Source organism: Pseudodesulfovibrio senegalensis, assembly GCF_008830225.1.
Classification (GTDB): domain Bacteria; phylum Desulfobacterota; class Desulfovibrionia; order Desulfovibrionales; family Desulfovibrionaceae; genus Pseudodesulfovibrio; species Pseudodesulfovibrio senegalensis.
In genome coordinates, this window is sequence record NZ_WAIE01000001.1 from 897012 (window position 1) to 916745 (window position 19734).

Below are 19734 nucleotides of genomic sequence, written 5' to 3' on the forward strand. Positions count from 1 at the left end.
CGTGAAGTCTTCGTTTGATATTGAATTGTATTCCAAGATGATTCTTGAATTTCCCGAGGACAGGGAACGCATGAATTGCCGGTTCATCGGGTTGATGCCGGATGAATACGTAGTGGTCCGGGTGCCGCTGGTTCCGGGGATCAGAAATCGTCTGGAGCCGGATAGTCCCGTTGAGTTGCGTTTTTTGGAACAGGGCAGTCTCGTGGGTTTCAGGACCGAAGTGATCGCCTACCAAGCCACACCGTTTTCCCTCATGTTCGTCCGCTATCCTCAGCGGCTTGATCGTCATGAGTTGCGGAAAGAAAAACGTATGGAGTGCCGTTTGGCGACGTTGATCAGCAAAGGGGATTCCCAGTGGAAAGGCGTGACCGTGGATATCAGCAAGGGCGGGTGTCATTGCAGACTTGATGCCGGAACTATGGAAAAACCGGATTTAAAAAAAGGTGATCACGTAAAGGGTGCTTTTCAGTTCATCGATGGAGAGAGTCAGCCTTTTCGTGCCACAATCGCCAGCATTGGCAAAAGGGACGGCCTTTTGACATTGGGCCTGTCGTTTCCCGACGACAAGAGTGCCCCGCCCGAAAAGCTGTATGCGTATCTTCAGGGAATGGCGGCGATGCTGGGTTAATGGCCCAGGGCTTTTCCGGCGCGCAGCAGCTGCAGATTGGGGAGTACAATTCCGGCAACGATCAGTGCCGCCCCGCCCACTTGCAGCAATACCACGTTTTCTTCCAGCAGCAGTGCCGCAGCCGCAAGGGTTGCAACCGGTTCGATGCTTGAAAAAATGGAAGCATAGGCACTGCCGACCTTTTCGATGGCAAGGTACAGGAACGTTACTGCAAACACACAGGCGATCAGTCCGAGTCCAAAAGCTATGGGCATGGTTTGCAGGGTGAGTTGCGAGTACGCTTGCGGCCCGCCTGCGACGTTGTAGGTGATGCAAGCGAAGAGCAGCACGTACAGTGTGGCGCGCAGGGGCTGTTCGTCCCTGAGCAGTGCCTGAACCACGATGAGATAGACGGAAAAGGTGGCCATGGCTCCGAATGCGAGGGCTATGCCCGTGGGATTCATCTGTTGCAGGAAGGCATCGTAAAAGACCAGCGTGCATCCTCCCAACACCAGCATGAGCGACACCACAACCGTGCGGTCAATGCGCATGCCGAAAAAAAGAGCTGAGAGCAGTGTCACGGCTACCGGATAGAAATAGAGAATGAGGGCCGTGGTCGAGGCCGGAATGTATTTGGCCGCAGAAGCGAAGCATATGGATTGCAGCGGATAGATGAATATTCCGATGAGTCCGCAGCGAAAAACAGTCTTGCGTTTGGCCCGGAGCTGGTCGGGAGCCCTGAACAGTAGCCACAGGAACAGGATGGTCACGCCGAAGGTGAAGCGATACTGGAGCATGGTGACCGCATCCAGCCCAAGCCGGTAGCCGAGCTTGACGAATATGACCAGCATGCCGAAGGAAATGGCCGAAATGACCGAGTACGCAAGTCCCTGGATCATTTGCGAGCCTTTGTTCCTTTTGTTTGTCCGGGCATTGTTCAGCGCCGGAAATAGGCGAGATATTCCTGATTGCCTTTGGGGCCCTTGATGCGCGACGGCTCAACGTCCACAGTGAACAATCCCAATTCTTGCTCGCAGAAATTCGTTATGATCTGCACGGCCTGCTGCCGCAGAGATTCGTCTCGCACCACGCCTTTGTCCGTTTGGCCGGGGCCGAGCTCGAATTGCGGTTTTATCAGGCAGACCACATGTCCGTCCGCAGCAAGGAACTGCATGCACGCAGGCAGTATCTTGGTCAGGGAGATGAAGGAGACGTCGGCCACGACCATGTTCACGGTTTCGGGAATCAGGTCCGGCTCTGCGTGGCGGATATTGGTACGTTCAAGGTTGATGACCCGTTCGTCCGTGCGCAGCTTTTCGTGGAGCTGGCCGTAACCCACATCGGCGGCATAGACCCGCACGGCGCCGTGCTGCAGCAGGCAGTCAGTGAACCCGCCCGTGGATGCCCCCGCATCCAGACAAACCATGCCCGAGCAATCGATGTTGAAATGTTCCAGCGCCGTGAGCAGCTTGAACGCGCCGCGGCTCACAAACCGGTTATCCTGTGCGGCCACGAATTCCGTGTCTTCGGGAAATTGTTGTCCCGGTTTAGCCACGGGAATCTTTTGGCCCTTGTGCATGTAGTGGGCCTTGCCCGCCATGATCAGGCGTTTGGCCTTTTCCCGGCTTTCGGCAAGGCCCTGCTCGGCCATGAGTTGGTCAGCCCGTTTTTTCGGCACGTGGCTTTACCTCGAGCGTGTTTGCAGCCCGAGTTTGGCAACGACCCGTTCGGCCGTGGCCGTCGTGTATTCTGCAGCCGAAAGGCGTTCCTTTTCTTCGGGATCGATGACCAGTTCCGGGGCGTTGGCCAGTGAACGGTCGGGCGAAACCTCAAATTCGGCGGGGAAGCTGTCTTCAAAATACATGGTCTGGAAGTCCACGAATTTCAGATGGTGGGCGGTGGAGTCGAGGATGCACAGCTCGTTTTCGTCCACAAGGCCCAGTTCCTTGGCGCGCTTGGCCCCGGCAAGGGATTCGCCACCCTGCGTGCAGGCAATGTGTCCATTGCGGTTTGCCTGAATCATGGCGTCCATGATCATCTGTTCCGTGACCTGGATGACCTGGAAGGAATGTTTTCCGCCCACGGCCTCGAAGCGTTCCGCAAAATGGCGTACGCGAGGGAAGGAGACCGGGTTGCCGATCATGGCGGCCTGGGCAACGCTCGGCGTCACGGCCACAGGCTCGAATTTTCGCTGTCCGCTGTCCGCCGCATAGTAGCGGTACACTGGGTCTGCGTGGTGGGACTGCACTCCGAAGATGCGCGGCACGGTGTCGATGATGCCCAGATCGTGCAGCTTCAGAAAACCGGCCATGATGGCGGTGATGTTTCCGGCGTTGCCGATGGGCACGAAAATGCATTTTCCGGCCATGTCCCAATCGAACCACTGCGCCACTTCATAGGCATAGGATTCCTGCCCGAGGATGCGCCATGCGTTTTTGGAGTTGAGCAGAGCCACGCGGTAGTTATCCGCAAGGTGTTCCACGACCTTCATGCAGTCGTCGAAAACGCCGGGGACTTCCAGCACGGTTGCGCCGGAGCCCAGCGGCTGGGACAGTTGGGCGGCGGTGACCTTGCCTTGCGGCAGGATGACCACGGATTTGATGGCGTCGCCCGCATAGGATGCATACAGGGCTGCCGCGGCGGACGTGTCGCCCGTGGACGCGCAGACCGTGAGGATCTGATCCCAGTCGTTGGCACGAATCAGGGAGCGCAGGTAGCTGAAGGCGCAGGCCATGCCGCGGTCCTTAAACGATGCGCTCGGGTTCTGGCCGTCGTTCTTGTATGCGGTGTGCAATCCGGTTTCCGCGCGCAGGGCAGGGCTGGACTCGATGGTCGGGGTGTTGCCTTCGCCAAGGTAGACGATATCTTCCTGCTCCAGCACCGGGGCCATGAGTTCGTAAAAACGGAAAATGCCTCGCAGGGCCGTGTTTTTCGTGGCTGCACGCTGGTCGAATATGGCGCGCCATTCGTGGCCCGGAGTCTGCTTGAGCGTATCGAAATCAAGGTTGTCCAGCAGGAAAACGCCGCCGCATTCCGGGCAGGTGTAATACAATTCGTTGGCGGGATAGCGCTTGCCACAGCCGAGGCAGAAATATTCCATTGTTCCGCGATAGGAAGGGAAAGTCATAGATTGCACCGTTTTTTTTGCTGAAGTTATGTCAATCCGGGCTGGTGTGCCTTTTTCGGGGTATCGTGAAGCAGGGGGCCTGTGCAAGTCCCAAGTCGTTCTCAGGGCCAGATTTTGGGTATGGACATGACCACGATGATGGCCCCGAGGGTTGTCTTGAGCGTGAAGCCGAAAGCTTTGCCCCAGAAGGCGCCCTTGGCTGCGTGCCTGGCCTCGGCAAAGCTTTTGCCCCGCAGTTCCGCGACAAGGCAGCCCAGATAGGCTCCGGCCAGTGCTCCGGGCAATGCGCCGAGGCCGAACAGCAGGGGGGCGCCCAGAATGGCCCCGACAATGGCGCCGATGATGCCGGCAATGTTGCCAAGTCGACCTGCTCCATACTTTTTCGCTCCCCATGACTGGAGAAGGAATTCCATGATTTCGCCGGTCAGGGCTATGCCGGCCATGACCGCCACAAAGGCCCAGGTCATGGATTCCGGAGACAGCCACTTCCAAATGGCTATCAGAACGACGGCAACCCAGTTGGCCGGTCCGCTGAATATCTGCAGGGCCTGCGAGGCCACAAGCAGGAAGATGACCAATCCTGCCCAGACATATTCCATGACTTACTCCTTGTCCCTGAGGTCCACCACGCGTACGGCCTTGCCTTCTGCCTTGGGGATGGAATCGTGCATGACCAGTTCCACCCGGGGCGTGACCAGAATCTCGCTGCACAGGCGCGAGGCAATGGATTTTTGCAGGTTTTGCAGTGCGCGCATATCTTCCACGAAGAATTGGTCCTTGATTTCGACCTTGATGCGAATCTGGTCCATGAAGCCTTCATGGAACAGTTCGATGAGGTAGTTCTGGCCAACCTCGGGCATGCTCATGAGCACCTGTTCTATCTGCATGGGGTAAATGTTTACGCCCTTGACGATGAGCATGTCATCCGCCCGGCCGGCAATGCGGTCGATGCGGCGGTGCTTGCGGCCACAGGCACATTCGCCGGGAATGAACCGGGTCAGGTCCCGGGTGCGGTAGCGGATGATGGGCATGCCATCGCGCCGCAGGGTGGTCATGACCAGTTCGCCGATTTCCCCTTCGGCAACGTGCTCACCTGTGACTGGATCTATGATTTCAGGGATATAGGCATCTTCCCATACGTGCATGCCGCTCTGTTCCGTACACTCGAAGGCTACCCCCGGACCGTTCATTTCGGAAAGTCCGTATGAGTTGTAGGCCTTGATGTGCATGAGCTCTTCAATGCGCTGGCGGGTTTCCTCGGTGTGCGGCTCCGCACCGATCAATGCGATGCGCCACGGCATGTCTTTGGGATCAAAGCCTTCCTCGCGTACCTTTTGGGCGAAATACAGGGCGAAGGAGGGGATGATGTGCAGCACGGTGACGTTGAAGTCACGGATGAGTTTGATCTGGCGGCGTGTGTTGCCCGCGCCTGCCGGGATTGTCAGGCAGCCCAGGCGTTCGGAACCGTTGTGGATTCCCAGTCCTCCGGTGAACAGCCCGTAGCCGGACATATTTTGCAGCACGTCGGATTTGCGTATGCCTGCCGTGTGCATGGAGCGGGCCATGAGATCAGCCCAGGTGTCGATGTCCTTTTGGGTATAGAAAATTGCGGTGGGGCTGCCTGTTGTCCCGGAAGATGCATGCAGCCGCACAAATTCGTCCAGAGGCCGGGTCAGCAGGCCGTAGGGATATTGCGAGCGCAGGTCGTCCTTGGTGGTAAAGGGCAGTTTGACGATATCGGCAGGGGTGGAGATTTCTCGGGTGTCGAATCCTTTCAGTCGTTCGGCGTAGAAAGGAGATTTGCGGGCGTTTTCGACGACTGCCTTGAGGCGTTCGGTCTGGAGTTGGTCCAGTTCGGAGCGCTGGAGGGATTCTTCCGGATGATAGAACATTGCTGCCCCTTGAGAGTTGGGAATTGTTATTCGTTCTGCTGGCCGCCCGTGAATTCCGACGGGTATGGCGTGCTGTCCAGATTGCCGAAGAGAGTGCACTCCTTCTTGAAGAACAGGGTGCAGGTGCCGGTGGGGCCGTTACGCTGCTTGCCGATGATGATGTCGGCTTCGTTCTTGCGCGGGTTGTCTTCACTCTTGTTGTAGGCGGCGTCGCGGTAGAGGAAAATAATGATGTCCGCATCCTGTTCGATTGCGCCGGATTCTCGCAGGTCGGACATCATGGGCGTCTTGTCCGTGCGTTCTTCGACCTTGCGGTTGAGCTGCGAAAGGGCGATGACCGGAACGTTGAGTTCTTTGGCCATGGCCTTGAGGCTGCGGGAAATGTCGGAGATTTCCTGCTCGCGCGAATCGGTCCGGGCGCTGGAGCGCATGAGTTGCAGATAGTCGACCACGATAAGCCCCAAGCCGTGTTCAGCCTTGAGGCGGCGGCATTTGGCCTGAAGCTCCAACGTGGAGAGCGCCGGAGTGTCGTCAATGAAAATGGGGGCGTGGGAAAGCACGTCCGCAGCATCGTACAGCGCGGCCCAATCCTGATCGTCCAGATAGCCGGTACGCAGGTTGCTCAAATGGACATGGCTTTGCACGGCCAGCAGGCGTGTCATGAGCTGTTCCATGGACATTTCCAGCGAGAATACGGCCGTCGGGACTTCGGCCCGAGCTCCGGCACGGAGGGCTATGTTGAGCGCAAAGGCGGTTTTACCCATGGAAGGGCGTCCGGCAATGATGATCAGGTCGGAATTCTGCAAGCCGGCAGTCATGCTGTCAAAATCGTTGTATCCGGTGGGTATGCCCGTGATTGCGGACTTGTTTTCGAATTTGGTCTGCAGCTCTTCGAAAACCTTGATCACCAGCTTGTCGCTGGCAAGCATGTTGGTGGCGGACTTGGCCTGCGCAATGCGGAATATTTCCTTTTCGGATTCGCTCAGGAGCGTGTCCACGTCTTCGGCTTCGTAGCAGTTGCTGATGATGCCGCCGGAAATATCGATGAGTTGGCGCAGGATGGATTTGTCCCGCACGATGGTGGCGTGGTACTCCGCATTGGCCGCACTGATGACCGAGTCGGCAATTTCGGCCAAGTAGACCGGGCCGCCGATGGTATCCAGTTCTCCACGGCTGTTCAGGTAGTCGCTGACCGTGATCAGGTCGATGGGCTTGCTGGTCCGGTAGAGTTCGGTAAATGCTTCGAAAATTGTCTTGTGTGCCGGAGAGTAGAAATGGTCCGGTTCAAGAATCTCCACCAATGAACTGAACATGGTGGGAGATTGGAAAACACCGCCAAGAACGGATTGCTCAGCCTCGAGGTTGCTGGGGGGGACTTTGCGTAATAAGTCGGAGGAAGCCCTGTTCAGGGCTTCCTCCGAGTGTGAATTGCGGCTTTGGCCTTTATGCCTCTGCGGATTCTGCTTCGGCATCGGCGGTAGCTTCGGCTTCTTCGGCAACCGGAGCTTCTTCGGCGGTCTCTTCCACAGGCTCTTCGTCTGCGGGCTGGCCGTGTTTGACAACGGCCAGCTTGAGTTCGCCACGAACTTCCGGGTGCAGCTTGATTTCGATATCGAACTCGCCGAGAGAGCGGATGGGATCGCTGAGCAGGATCTTGCGGCGATCAATCTCGACTCCGGCTTCGGCCATGGCGTCGGCAATGTTTGCCGCAGTCACTGCGCCGTAGAGTTTGTCGCCTTCACCCACGCGAACCGCGATGGAAACCGGGGTTGCTGCGACTTTTTCTGCCAGTTCCTGAGCGACGGCACGCAGTGCGTCGGCCTTGACCTGCAGCTTTTTGCGCTCCAGCTCGAACTGTTTGACGTTTGCTTTGGAAGCAGGCATGGCCAGCCCCTGCGGGACGAGGTAGTTGCGGCCATAACCCGCCTTGACGGTGACAACATCTCCGAGTCGACCCAGAGAGTCGACATCAGCACGAAGAATAAGTTTCATGGCTCCCCTCCTACAGGTTGGTCTTCTTCTTCACGTCCGTGGAATGGACGGTGGTGTAGAACATCAGAGCCATCTGCCGGGCGCGCTTGATCTCGGTGGTCAGGCGGCGCTGGTGCTTTGCGCAGGTGCCGGTGATGCGGCGTGCAATGATCTTGCCGCGTTCAGTCACGAAGTCGCGCAGGATGTCCGGACGTTTGTAGTCCAGAGGCATTTCCTTGTCGGCGCAGAAGCGGCAGAATTTTTTCCTCGGGGTGAATTTCTTGCGGAATGCCATGGTTACCTCCTTAGGCTGCCTTGGTGTCGAGTTTGACGGTCAGGAACTTGAAGATGCCGTCGGTGATGCGAATGTTACGCTCCAGTTCGGCAACAAGGGGTCCGGGACCGCTGTACACAAGGCGGGTGTAGTAACCACGGGTCTGCTTTTCCACCGGATAGGCCAGCGTGCGCATTCCCCATTCGTCCGTTTCGGCGATCTCGCCGTTTTCGGAAGAGATGACGCCCGTCAGCTTTTCCATGATCTCCTTGCGACCTTCTTCCCCGAGTTCGGGAGAAAGCAGCAGGAGGGTCTCATAATTAGCCATTCCAGTCCTCCTTTTGGTCGTTGGCCCTCTCCTGATGAGGATGGAGAGAGCAAGGCTAAAGAAAAGGGTTTGTATGGGCTTTGCCCCTTTCTGTCAAGGGCAATACCATGTCACTTTTCGTCCGGCTTGTCAGCCTTTGTCTTGTCCGGCGACTTCCAGTCGCACGACGTGTTCGGGCGTCAGCCCAGCTGAATACCGGTTTTGCGTGATATCCACCCGAGCAGTAGATATCCGGCGACAAAGCAGCCTATGAGAATCAATGCGTCGAGCATGATCAGAACTCCAGTTCGCTGCCGGTCAGCAGCGAATAGGCCTCCATGTATTTGGCGCGGGTCCGGCTGCCGATTTCCTCGGGAATGGCCGGTCCGGGAGGCTGTTTGTTGAATCCGATGTCCACGAGCCAGTCGCGCAGGAACTGCTTGTCGAAGCTGGGCTGCGACTGCCCGGGAGTGTATCCTTTTGTGGGCCAGAACCGGGAGGAGTCCGGAGTCAGCACTTCATCGATGAGGATGAGCTTGTCGCCGATGGTGCCGAATTCGAACTTTGTGTCCGCGATGATGATGCCGCGTTCGCGGGCATAATCGCGGGCGCGTTTGTAGATGTCCAGCGAGAGTTTTTCCACCTTGCGCATCATTTCCTCGCCCACCAGTTGCGCGGCGTGGGCAAGGGTGATGTTTTCGTCGTGGTCGCCGAGTTCTGCCTTGGTGGACGGTGTGAAGATCGGCTCGGGCAGCATGTCGGATTCGCGCAGGTCGCCTGGCAGGTCGTGGCCACAGACCGTGCCGGTCTTTTGGTAGTCGGCCCAGCCGGAGCCCGTGATGAATCCGCGCACGATGCATTCGATGGGCAGGGGCTTGGCCTTCTTGGCCAGCACCGAGCGCCCTTCAAGCACGGCGCGGTGCGCCTTGAGCGGCTCGGGGTAGTCGTCCACGCTGGCGGCGATGATGTGGTTTTCCACCAGATCCTGCATCATTTCCATCCAGAACAGGGTGATCCTGTTGAGCACGATCCCTTTTTGTTCGATGGGGTCGGGCATGATCACGTCATAGGCGGAGATGCGGTCGGAAGTGACGATGAGCAGGGTTTCTTCGTCAATGTCGTAGATATCCCTGACCTTGCCCCGGGACACAAGGGGGTATTCCTTGATGTCGGTTTGGGTAACTGCGTTCATGGTTTCCTCGTGAGTCTTTACTATAAGGTATTACTTGTTGCGGCATTCCACGGAGCGGGCATGGGCCTCCAGCCCTTCAAGCCTCGCCAGCCGGGCAATTTTGTCTCCGTGCTCGCGCACGTATGACGGGCTGGTGGCAATGACGCTCGATTTCTTGACGAATGTCTGCACCGAGAGAGCCGATGAAAAGCGGACCGTGCGCAGTGTGGGCAACACATGGTTGGGACCGGCAAAATAGTCGCCAACCGGTTCCGGGGAATGGTGTCCCATGAAGATGGCCCCGGCATGTCGGATGGAGCCGAGTACGGACCACGGGTCGGCCATGGCCAGTTCCAGGTGCTCCGGGGCGAGTTTGTTGATGATTTCTGTCCCGGTGGCAATGTCCGGAACAGTGATGACCGCTCCCCATTTTTCGAGGGATGCTGCGGCGATTTCACTGCGGGGCAGAGCCTTGGTCTGGTTTGCGAGTTCCTTGCAAACCGCCTTGCCCAGTTCCTTGTCCGGGGTAACCAGAATGGATGCGGCGAGCGGGTCGTGTTCGGCCTGCGAGAGCATGTCTGCGGCCAGCCATTCCGGGGTGGCGGTGTGGTCCGCGAGTATGGCGATTTCGCTCGGCCCGGCAAACATGTCGATGCCGATCTGGCCGATGAGCTGGGCCTTGGCCGTGGCGACGAAAATATTGCCCGGTCCTGCTATCACATCGCAGGGGGCAATGGTCTGCGTGCCGAAGGCCAGCGCGCCGATGGCCCATGCGCTGCCGGAAAGACGGATTTCATCCAGTTCCAGCAGGGCGGCCGTGGCCAGAATGTACGGGTTCAGGGTCCCGTCCTTGCGGGGCGGGCTCATGACCGATATTTCCTGCACCCCGGCCACCTGTGCGGGCACAGCGTTCATGATCAGGCTGGAAATGAGCGGTGTTTCACCGCCCTGACCGCCGGGAACGTAGAGGCCCACGCGGTCCACCGGACGTACCAGCTGGCCGAGAATGGTGCCGTCTGCTTCCGTGGTCCACCAGGATTTTTCTTTCTGGTTTTGGTGAAATTTCCGAATGTTGTGAATGGATTCCTCAAGAATCGCGCGGTCGGATTCAGGGATTTCGTCCAGCGCGGCCCGGATGGTTTCGGCGGGAACGCGCAACGTCTTTTCCGTCAGGTTCGGGCAGTCGAATTTACGCGTGTATTCGACCAGCGCCGCGTCCCCGTTGGTGCGAACGTTTTCAAGAATGTCGCGGACGATCCCGTCCACGTTGGTGTCCGGATCCTTGCGTTGACAGAGCCAATCGTCGATGGCTTGCCAATCGTTGCCGGAAGTATAGTCGATGCGTTTACAGGGCATGGCATCCTCTGTTGTTTCAGGCGATTTCAGACGGTTCGGAGCAAGGGAGGTGGTGTGACTCGTTCAAGCCCGAGAGAAGAAATATATAGCCGAGCGTATGGCAAAAGTCGAGAGCCGGGTTGTGCGTGAACGTGGGAGGTCGGTGGCTTTGAGGCCCGGCTGCATTCGTGTGTGGGCCGTTGTCTAAAAGGCGTAGTTCAGGCCGGTGGAAATTTTCCATGCCTCCTGATTGGCCCGGTTGCGGTCATCGCTCCAGTCCGGGGTGATCAAGCCGAGTTCCACGTAGGCGGTCAGTTCGTCGTAGATGGAGTAAGCGGAGTTCAGGTCGAATTCCCACAGCGAGTCGCCTTCCGTGAGGTAGGTCGACGGAGCGTAGGCAGCGAATTCTTCAGCATTGGTGCCTTGAATGTACAGGACGTTGACGGTGTGTGTCAGTTTTTCAAAGAAGGATATGTCTTTCAATGAAACGCCCAGCGTCCAGAAGCCGTACCAATAGACATCGGCGTTGATGCTTGACTGGTCACCGATGCCCCAGTCGCCTCCGAACCAGAATGAGCCGACAGCCCAGTCTCCGAGAAAGTAGGGCATCTGGTCTTCCCCTGCATAGGTGGTGTCCTTGTCGTCGCCGGAAGACCAGACGAAAAAGGCTTCGGGAGTCATGAAGTCAAAACCTGTGTATTCTGCGGACATGGCAGTGAACCAGCCTGCGGCGGAATCGTCCCGTTGGTAGTCGGCCTCGCCGTAGTTGATGTCTGCCCTGAATACGAAAGGATCGAACAGGGTCAGTTCCACGGACATGCCAGACCAGGTGATGTCGTCCACATCGTAATCGAAGTTGTGGCCTGCATACAGGGCCAACACAAATGGGGTTACGGTAAATCCATCGAATTTAATGGGCAGGGAGGCGGATATCGCGTCAGCTTCATCTGCGGTGCCACCTTGCCAACCGGATTTTTCCACCCGGTGCCAGCCGAGCATGTAGGAAATGTTGTCGTTGATGGGGCCGGAGAACAGCACGGTGGGCAGTTCGTCATCAAGAACGATGGACCCGCCCACCGCACCCGGCAGGGTCACCCTGAGGTGGCCCATCTTGACGTTTTGTTGGGTGCCGGGCCAGTTGAAGTCGATATAGCCGGCCTTGATGGTGACAACGTCGAAAATATCGTATCCGGCCTTCATGTCCCACCCCCAGGCGTTGGTGCCGACTTCGGTGTACAGAACGCCTTTCAGGTTTTCGTTGGCAATGAATTCGAATTTGGTGCGCAGGCGCTGGTATACGTCGAAGCGTGATCGCAGAAAGCTGTATGTGAGGTCATTCTCTCCGCATACGGCTTCAAATGTATACGCACCGGTTGCCTTGATGTCGGAGGCGAAAGTCGTGGTTGTCATTCCCGAGACAAGAATGAGCAGAATGGCAAGCGGCAGAAGGCGCTTCATGGCGAATTCTCTTTCATGATGTTGGTAAAACTGGATGATCGAATACTGCCAAATATGACTGGTTGTATAGCAAACGGAGGAGATGAACAAGCGTGCCGTTTTTTCGTTGCAGCGTTGTTTGACGGTTTGAACCGGGAACCAACGATTGGCGGTCGGCTTGTTTATGTTGGCGGCAATGCGTTTCGGCAGGAAGGGCTCGAAGTCAAAAAGGCAGAATGCAAAAAAAGAAGGCCGGAGCCCGAAGGCTCCGGCCGGATGGCGTCAATGGTGAGAGTTTGTAGTCTTCTTAGAAGACGTAGTTCAGACCCGTGGAGACCTTCCACGCTTCGTCGTCGTTGATGTTACGATCGTTGTCCCAATCCGGAGCGATCCAACCGAGTTCCACGTAGGCGGTCAGTTCGTCGTAGATGGAGTAAGCGGAGTTCAGGTCGAGTTCCCACAGGGAGTCATCTTCGTTCAGGTAGGTCAGGTCGCCTGCGATGAAGTTGTCCTTGTCGTTGGTACCCTGGATGTACAGAACGTTCACGGTGTGGGTCAGGCCTTCGAAGAAGGAGATGTCCTTCAGGGAGACGCCGAGGGTCCAGAAGCCGAGCCAGTTGGCGTCAGCGTCGATGCTGGACTGGGCGCCGATGCCCCAGTCACCACCGAAGAAGAAGGAGCCAACGGCCCAGTCGCCAGCCAGAAGCGGCATCTGGTCTTCACCAGCGTAGGTGACGTTGTTGTCATCACCAGTGGTGTACACGAAGAAGGCTTCCGGGGTCATGAAGTCGAAGCCCTTGTATTCGGCGGAGGTAGCGAAGTACCAACCGTCCTGGTCTTCAGCGTTTTCATAGTCAGCCTGACCGTAGTTCAGGTCGGCCTTGAACACGAACGGATCGAACATGGTCAGTTCAAAGGACACGCCAGCCCAGGTGATGCTGTTGGTGACGTTGGCGTCGTAGTTGTCGCCAGCGTAGGCGGCCAGGATGAACGGAGCAACGGAAACACCGTCAAAGTTCAGGGGCAGGGCCATGGCCACTGCGTCCAGTTCGTCGTCGGTGCCATTCTGAGCGCCGGACTTGTCCAGACGGTGCCAACCGAGCAGGTAGGACACGTTGTCGGTGATCGGGCCGGTGATCACAGCGGACGGCAGTTCATCATCAAGGATGATGGAGCCGCCAACGGCGTTGGGCAGAGCCACGCCGAAGTGACCGACTTTGATGTTCTGCTGAGTGCCGGGCCAGTTGAAGTCAATGTAACCGGCCTTGATGGTCACGAGGTCGTCGATGTCGGTGCCGACATGCATGGTGCTACCCCAGGTGGAGGTGCCCACTTCGGTGTACAGAACGCCCTTCAGGTTCTCGTTCGCGATGAACTCGAACTTGGTGCGCAGACGCTGATACACGTCGAAATCGGAATCCTGATCATCATCGTCGAAGCTGTTGTCGCCCCAGACGGCCTCAAAGGTGTACGTACCGGTCGCCTTGATGTCGGCGGCGGAAGCTGCGGTAGCAGCCATGCCGAACGCGAAGGCGCACAGCACAGCGAGCATTACCAAACGTTTCATAATAATCCTTCCTTCTTTTGCGATTAAGTCTTTTGCGATTGAGAAGTCACCACATAACGCCATCTACACGCGTCTTGTATCGCAACTGTAAAAGGGAAGCAAGGATAAATTAACATTTGGTTAAAAAATTTTTACCGTGTTTACATCTGCCGGTGAGAGAGCTTGGTGGTTGGCTTAATATTCTAATTTTAAACATTTTATTTTGTTATAAGCTTGGGCCGGCAGGGCGGGGGGAGAGCATGGGAACCCTGTGGCGTGTTGTCGGTGAACTGCCGACTGGCCTGCGGAGGGTATAAAAATTTGTCCTTGCCGGTTTGTGCATGAACAAAAAAACGGCCGGAGCAAGCTCCGGCCGTTGCAATATGCAGGTTTTCGCGTGGGTCTAGAACTCGTAGTTCAGGCCCGTGGAAACCTTCCAGGCTTCGTCGTCGTTGATGTTGCGCTCGTCAGCCCAATCCGGAGCGATCCAACCGAGTTCCACGTAGGCGGTCAGTTCGTCGTAGATGGAGTACTGGGAGTTCAGGTCGAGTTCCCAGAGGGAGTCGTCGTCGCTCAGGTAGGTCAGATCCGTGCCGACGCCGACGTTTTCATCGTCGTTGGTACCCTGAATGTACATGACGTTCACGGTGTGGGTCAGGCCTTCAAAGAAGGAGATGTCCTTCAGGGAAACGCCCAAGGTCCAGAAACCGAAGTAGTCTGCGTCTGCATCGACGCTGGACTGTGCGCCAACGCCCCAGTCGCCGCCGAACCAGAAGGAACCGAGAGCCCAGTCGCCAACACCGATGTTGGGCATGGAGCCGCCGCCGTCGGTGGCAGCGTCTTCGTCGTCACCGGAGGTGTACGCGAAGAACAGTTCCGGAGTCATGAAGTCCAGACCCTTGTACTCGGCAGCAGCCGCGAAGTACCAACCGTCGGTTTCGTTGGCTTCGGCTTCATTGTCCGAGGCACCGTAGGCCAGGTCGGCCTTGAACACGAACGGGTCGAACATGGTCATCTCGAAGGATGCGCCGGCCCACCAGACGTTGTTCAGGTCGTTGTCGTAGTTGTCTCCGGCATAGCCGATCAAGGTGTACGGAGTGACGGAGATGCCGTCGAAGGTCAGGGGAAGGGCCAGGGATACGGCGTCCAGTTCATCAGCGGTGCTGTTCTGAGCGCCGGACTTGTCCAGACGATGCCAGCCGAACAGGTAGGCCACGTTGTCGGTGATCGGGCCGGAGATGACTGCGGTGGGCAGTTCGTCCGACAGGATGATGGAGCCGTCGCCGATGGCGTTGGGCAGGTCGATGTTCAGGTGACCGACCTTGATGTTCTGCTGGGTGCCGGGCCAGTTGAAGTCGATGTAGCCGGCCTTGATGGTCACGACATCGTCGATATCGTCGCCGACACGCATGGTTTCACCCCAGGTAGAGGTGCCCACTTCAGTGTACAGGACACCTTTCAGGTTCTCGTTCGCGATGAATTCGAACTTGGTGCGCAGGCGCTGATACACGTCGAAGTCGGAATCCTGATCGTCATCGTCGAAGCTGTTGTCGCCCCAGACGGCCTCAAACACATAGGACCCGGTCGCCTTGATGTCGGCGGCGGATGCTGTCGTTGCCGCCATGCCGAGCACGAATGCGCACAGCATGGTGAGCAGAACCAAACGTTTCATAACAATCCTTCCTTTTGCAGTTAAACAATTCGCGATTCACGTACGTGATGAAAATTTGTACCCCTGTGGGGTGTTTGCAATCAATGGTGAAATTGTAAAAGGTACAAGAAATTGTACCGTTTTTTCGCGGAGCGTCCTTTACATTTTTTTCTTGGATAAATAATTGGTTTTTAATGATATTGTATTTTTATGCATGCGCATTTATTTTGTTTTTGTAAACGAATGGTTAAATTGTATGAGGATTTTCTTGGAGGTGGGGTAAAAAAAATTGTACGAGGTGGGTGTTTTTTCGGGGTATTGCTTCCCAAGGGGTTCATCCGTAGGTTGGTGTTGGTTTTTTTCTTGAAGCCTGGTGTTGCTACAATCGGAGTTCTGGTGAGCGATTTCATTTTTTCGGCCGGTGATTACCCAACCCGCCCCGGGGTGTACCTGATGAAGGACGCTGCGGGAAAAATCATATATGTGGGCAAGGCGAAGTCCTTGCGGGCACGTCTTTCATCCTATTTTTATTCCCGGGCCAGACATACCCCGAAAACGCGGGCCATGGTCGAACGCATTGCACACATCGACATCCTTTTGGCCGGGAGCGAGAAAGAGGCCCTGTTGCTTGAGGCAAGCCTGATCAAGAAGCATCGCCCCCGATACAACGTGGTACTGCGCGACGATAAACAGTACGTTCTTTTCCGGCTGGACAAGATGTCCGAATATCCACGGCTGATCATGACTCGCAACGTGGTGCGCGACGGTTCCGTGTATTTCGGGCCGTTTACTTCCGCCGGTGCGGCCAAGGCCACATGGAAACTGCTGAATTCCGTGTTCCGGCTGCGCAAGTGTAATGATCGTGCGTTCGGCAACCGCGTGCGTCCGTGCCTGTATTATCATATAGGTCAATGCCATGCCCCTTGTGTGCTGGATGTGGACAGGGACATGTATCGGGATATCGTGCGCCGGGTGGAGATGGTTCTTTCCGGGCGCACCGGTGAGCTGGTTGGGCGATTGCGTCGAGAGATGCAGGATGCTTCCGAGGGGTTGGCCTTTGAGCGGGCCGCCCAGTTGCGCGACCAGATACGCGCTGTGGAAAAGACCGTGGAACGTCAGGCCGTTGTCATGCACGACAACAGTGACCGTGACGTACTGGGCCTTGCCCAGACGGAAAACGGGCTTGGGCTGGGCATGCTGTATGTCCGGCAGGGGCGGCTTCTGGATGAGAAGACATTTTTCTGGCCGGGGCTGACGCTTGAGGAAGGGCCGGAAGTTCTGGACAGTTTCCTTTCGCAATTCTATGGCCCCGGTCGTTTCATACCCCCGGTCATCATTGTGCCCTCGGCCATGGAGAGTGAGGCCTTGTCTGAAGTGCTTTCCGAACTGCGCGGCGGCAGGGTGCGCATCGTGTCGGCCGCATCTTCGGCGCAACAGCATCTTGTGGGGCTTGCGCGGTCCGTGGCCGTGCAGGCGCGTGAACAGGAGAACAGCATAACCCGACTGCTTGCCAAGGGGCTTCGCCTCGAGCACGAGCCGCTGCGCATCGAATGCATTGATGCTTCGCATCTGGGCGGGCAGGGCATGCGTGTGGGGCAGGTCGTCTATGAGGATGGAAGGCGCGCCAAGGGGGAAACCCGGTTGTATTCATTCCCGGAACTGGAAGGGACCGGCGACGACTACGCTGCCTTGGCCGCATGGGCTGTGCGAAGGATTGAGTCCGGGCCGCCGTGGCCGGATTTGCTGCTCATCGACGGCGGCAAGGGCCAGCTCGCATCCGTGGAAAAGGCACTGGAAAATGCCGGTTGGGACAACTCGTGGGAATTGGCGTCCATAGCCAAGGGGCCTTCACGCCGGGCCGGAGAACTGGAGGACAGAATTTTTCGACCCGGTCGCATGAATCCCATGCCGCTCAAGCCGGGTAGCGCCGAATTGTTGTTTTTGCAGCGTGTGCGTGATGACGCACACCGTTTCGTCATCGGCAGACAGCGCAGGGCCAGGAAAAAAAGAATGCTGGACAGCGCCCTTCTGGACATGCCTGGAATCGGAGAGAAAACTGCGCGGATCCTGTGGGATCGGTTTGGTTCACTTGAGGCGATGCTTGAGGCCACTCCAGACCAGCTGCAGGAGATTGACGGAATCGGGCGCAAACGAGCGCTTCGTATTCACGAACAGTTGTCGGAAATCCGTGTCTGCCGGAAATCCGGCTAGATATCCGTGGGCTGGCCTGTTTCCAATACCGTTAGGGATGTACCGGGCGCTGTCTGTTTCAACTCGGCAGCCAGATCGTCCGTACCCTGCGCCAGAATCGGCCAGGTGCCCCAGTGCATGGGGATGAGCGTCTTGCATTGCAGCAGCTTGCAGGCATGGGCGGCATCGCGTGCATCCATGGTGAATCGTCCGCCCGTGGGCAGGACCGCGATGTCGATGTCGTGCAGTTGACCGAACAGTTCCATGTCTCCGAACAGGGCCGTATCGCCCGCGTGATACATGCACCGACCGTCCGGGAAGGTCAGCAGGAATCCCACGGCGGTTCCGGTTGCGCTGGAATGCACCGCTTGCACCATTTTGATTTTTACTCCATTGCGTTCAACCGTCCCACCTATGTTCATGGGCACGCCGAGCGATGTGTGCAGTCCCTGGGAGATCAGGCTTTGGATGGTGTCGAAAACTCCCACCACCTCCGCGTCCAGACGCGTGGCCAGTTCCAGTGCCTGACCTATGTGGTCCGAGTGGTCGTGGGTCACAAGGATGATGTCGGCTTCCGGCACCTGATCGTACGTGATGGGCGCTGCAGGGTTACCCACGAAGAACGGGTCCACGAGAATGGTGGTGTCTTCGTATTTGTAGCGGAAATTCGAGTGTCCGAACCATGTTGCTTCCATGCTCGCCTCCTATTCGCCCCACCGTTTGTACAGGGTGTGGGGGATTTCCAGTTGATCGAGTATTTTACCCGCCAGATGGCGTGTCAGATCCGGAATTGTCGAGGGCTGGTGATAAAAACCCGGACAGGCCGGAAGAATGGTTGCCCCGGCACGGTTAGCCTTGAGCATGTTTTCCATGTGAATGGCGTTGAGCGGTGTTTCCCGGGGAACGATAATCAGGCGGCGGCCTTCTTTCAGACATGTGTCCGCAGCCCTGTGCATGAGGTTGGTGCCGAGTCCGTTGGCAATGGCGGCCAGGGAAGCCATGGAACAAGGGCAGACGATCATTCCATCGTGTTGCCATGAACCGCTGGCCGGGGGCGCGGCGATATTGTTTGGGTCATGGTCGGTGTGGGCCAGGGAGAGCAGCGATTCGGGGTTGATGTCCTCATGCTGCATGACGGTTCTGGCTGCAGTGGAAAGGATGAGGTGTATTTCGATGCCGGCGTTTGCAAGACCCTGCGCCACATCGAGTGAATACTGAATGCCGCTTGCGCCGCTTATGGCCAGAATGATTCGTTTGGTTTGCATCTTGGTCCGAACATTGGTTTGTACAAAAATGATTTTCAGGACATTTGGAATATTTCTATACTTTTTTTAGAAATATATGCAAGACAAATATTGATCAAGGAAAGAGGATGTATTCTTGACGGTGTTCCCGGTTCTTGCGAGCCTTTGCTTGACAATCCCGGTGTCCGGGGATAGGTATTCCCGCTTGTGCGGGCAATTAGCTCAGTTGGATAGAGCGCTAGCCTCCGGAGCTAGAGGCCGCAGGTTCGACTCCTGCATTGCCCGCCACTTGATAATTCTACCACGTCCCATGTGGTTCAAAAGCCCTCGGATTCCGGGGGCTTTTTTGTTTTGGAGCAGGACAAAAGGCGGGCCGCCCGGTAGGACGGCCCGCAGGTGGTCATTATGGGGACAATGTTTTATCATCAACCGCCGAACCAGCCCGGGGCGATGACTTCCATGGCCTTGCTGTAATGGACGCGCAGGTCTTCAAGGCCTTTGCCGATGACCTGTTCTTCCTTGCTCATGCTTGCCGGGCATGCTTCTTCCAACTTGGCGGCCACGGCTTCAAGTTCTTTCATGGTGGATTTGAGCTGGATGAGCGTGTCACCCATTTCACCGGCCTTTTCATTGGTCAGCACGTCATACAGACGGGCCTTCCATGCATTGAGTTCCATTTCAAGGCCCTTGCAGTAATGTTTGACCGCTTCCTGCTTGCCTGCATCATTGGGGCAACCGTCGATTCCGGTACAACTGGGGCAGGGGCCCGGGTAATCCATGTTCGCCATTTTGCTACTCCTCGGTTGGTACTATTGAAAATGGGGCTCCACAATGAAAACAGATAATAGCGTATTCGCGGATAATTGGAAGCGCTTGATGCAGATTATAACATTTGAGGCCGGGATAGGCGTGGCTGCTTGACTCGGCCACCAAGGCCCACTAAATATCGGGGCGCGATGGCGATGCTAAAACGGTTGGAGAA

19 protein-coding genes and 1 tRNA gene are annotated in these 19734 nt (G+C 56.8%); 3 read left to right on the forward strand and 17 right to left on the reverse strand.

Annotated elements, in window-relative coordinates:
- The first annotated feature begins 1 nt into the window (after position 1).
- On the forward strand, positions 2 to 628 hold the full coding sequence (locus tag F8A88_RS04055) for a flagellar brake domain-containing protein (RefSeq protein ID WP_161598334.1): 627 nt from the start codon (positions 2 to 4) through the stop codon (positions 626 to 628).
- On the opposite strand, the gene F8A88_RS04060 is transcribed toward F8A88_RS04055, so the two are convergent.
- The 14 genes from F8A88_RS04060 to F8A88_RS04125 form a co-directional block, all read right to left on the reverse strand.
- Complete coding sequence (locus F8A88_RS04060) at positions 625 to 1506, reverse strand: DMT family transporter (RefSeq protein ID WP_151149806.1); 882 nt, start codon at positions 1504 to 1506, stop codon at positions 625 to 627. The two genes, F8A88_RS04055 and F8A88_RS04060, sit on opposite strands and share 4 nt — an antisense overlap.
- A gap of 38 nt (positions 1507 to 1544) precedes the next feature.
- The gene (locus tag F8A88_RS04065; RefSeq protein ID WP_241667331.1) at positions 1545 to 2285 is read right to left on the reverse strand and encodes a TlyA family RNA methyltransferase; all 741 of its coding nucleotides are present in this window, start codon (positions 2283 to 2285) and stop codon (positions 1545 to 1547) included.
- A 6-nt stretch (positions 2286 to 2291) separates the two neighbouring features.
- Positions 2292 to 3707: a threonine synthase gene (gene thrC / locus F8A88_RS04070; RefSeq protein ID WP_241667332.1), complete on the reverse strand. Its 1416-nt coding sequence runs from the start codon at positions 3705 to 3707 to the stop codon at positions 2292 to 2294.
- 128 nt (positions 3708 to 3835) lie between these two features.
- Complete coding sequence (locus tag F8A88_RS04075; protein WP_151149808.1) at positions 3836 to 4333, reverse strand: DUF456 domain-containing protein; 498 nt, start codon at positions 4331 to 4333, stop codon at positions 3836 to 3838.
- Positions 4334 to 4336: 3 nt separating this feature from the next.
- Complete coding sequence (locus F8A88_RS04080; RefSeq protein ID WP_151149809.1) at positions 4337 to 5626, reverse strand: phenylacetate--CoA ligase family protein; 1290 nt, start codon at positions 5624 to 5626, stop codon at positions 4337 to 4339.
- A gap of 26 nt (positions 5627 to 5652) precedes the next feature.
- Positions 5653 to 7098: a replicative DNA helicase gene (gene dnaB, locus F8A88_RS04085; protein ID WP_151149810.1), complete on the reverse strand. Its 1446-nt coding sequence runs from the start codon at positions 7096 to 7098 to the stop codon at positions 5653 to 5655.
- The gene (rplI, locus tag F8A88_RS04090; protein ID WP_151149811.1) at positions 7070 to 7618 is read right to left on the reverse strand and encodes a 50S ribosomal protein L9; all 549 of its coding nucleotides are present in this window, start codon (positions 7616 to 7618) and stop codon (positions 7070 to 7072) included. The genes dnaB and rplI overlap by 29 nt, the downstream gene beginning before the upstream one ends.
- A 10-nt stretch (positions 7619 to 7628) precedes the next feature.
- Positions 7629 to 7892: a 30S ribosomal protein S18 gene (gene rpsR, locus F8A88_RS04095; protein WP_151149812.1), complete on the reverse strand. Its 264-nt coding sequence runs from the start codon at positions 7890 to 7892 to the stop codon at positions 7629 to 7631.
- Positions 7893 to 7902: 10 nt separating this feature from the next.
- Entirely contained in the window at positions 7903 to 8199 is a 297-nt protein-coding gene (rpsF, locus tag F8A88_RS04100; protein ID WP_151149813.1) for a 30S ribosomal protein S6, read from the reverse strand.
- 274 nt (positions 8200 to 8473) lie between these two features.
- Positions 8474 to 9370 (reverse strand): phosphoribosylaminoimidazolesuccinocarboxamide synthase, encoded by an 897-nt coding sequence (locus tag F8A88_RS04105; protein WP_151149814.1) that lies wholly within the window; start codon positions 9368 to 9370, stop codon positions 8474 to 8476.
- Positions 9371 to 9400: 30 nt separating this feature from the next.
- Entirely contained in the window at positions 9401 to 10705 is a 1305-nt protein-coding gene (gene hisD, locus F8A88_RS04110) for a histidinol dehydrogenase (RefSeq protein ID WP_151149815.1), read from the reverse strand.
- Between the two features lie 183 nt (positions 10706 to 10888).
- The gene (locus F8A88_RS04115) at positions 10889 to 12142 is read right to left on the reverse strand and encodes an outer membrane homotrimeric porin (protein WP_151149816.1); all 1254 of its coding nucleotides are present in this window, start codon (positions 12140 to 12142) and stop codon (positions 10889 to 10891) included.
- Between the two features lie 286 nt (positions 12143 to 12428).
- Complete coding sequence (locus F8A88_RS04120) at positions 12429 to 13688, reverse strand: outer membrane homotrimeric porin (protein WP_161598335.1); 1260 nt, start codon at positions 13686 to 13688, stop codon at positions 12429 to 12431.
- Between the two features lie 382 nt (positions 13689 to 14070).
- Positions 14071 to 15339 carry an outer membrane homotrimeric porin gene (locus F8A88_RS04125; RefSeq protein WP_151149818.1) on the reverse strand — a complete coding sequence of 423 codons (1269 nt, stop codon included), beginning with the start codon at positions 15337 to 15339 and terminating at the stop codon, positions 14071 to 14073.
- Positions 15340 to 15714: 375 nt separating this feature from the next.
- Here F8A88_RS04125 and uvrC point away from each other — a divergent pair, with 375 nt between their 5' ends.
- A complete protein-coding gene (uvrC, locus tag F8A88_RS04130; protein ID WP_338325279.1) occupies positions 15715 to 17529 on the forward strand; it encodes an excinuclease ABC subunit UvrC in 1815 nt (604 codons plus the stop codon).
- On the opposite strand, the gene F8A88_RS04135 is transcribed toward uvrC, so the two are convergent.
- Entirely contained in the window at positions 17526 to 18203 is a 678-nt protein-coding gene (locus tag F8A88_RS04135; protein WP_151149820.1) for a metal-dependent hydrolase, read from the reverse strand. The genes uvrC and F8A88_RS04135 overlap by 4 nt on opposite strands.
- A gap of 9 nt (positions 18204 to 18212) precedes the next feature.
- Positions 18213 to 18773, reverse strand: a complete 561-nt coding sequence (locus F8A88_RS04140) for a UbiX family flavin prenyltransferase (protein ID WP_151149821.1) — start codon at positions 18771 to 18773, stop codon at positions 18213 to 18215.
- A 190-nt stretch (positions 18774 to 18963) separates the two neighbouring features.
- Between F8A88_RS04140 and F8A88_RS04145 the strand changes: the two genes are divergently transcribed.
- Positions 18964 to 19040, forward strand: a tRNA-Arg gene (locus F8A88_RS04145).
- Positions 19041 to 19177: 137 nt separating this feature from the next.
- Here F8A88_RS04145 and F8A88_RS04150 read toward each other — a convergent pair.
- Positions 19178 to 19540, reverse strand: a complete 363-nt coding sequence (locus tag F8A88_RS04150) for a hypothetical protein (protein WP_151149822.1) — start codon at positions 19538 to 19540, stop codon at positions 19178 to 19180.
- Positions 19541 to 19734: the final 194 nt, after the last annotated feature.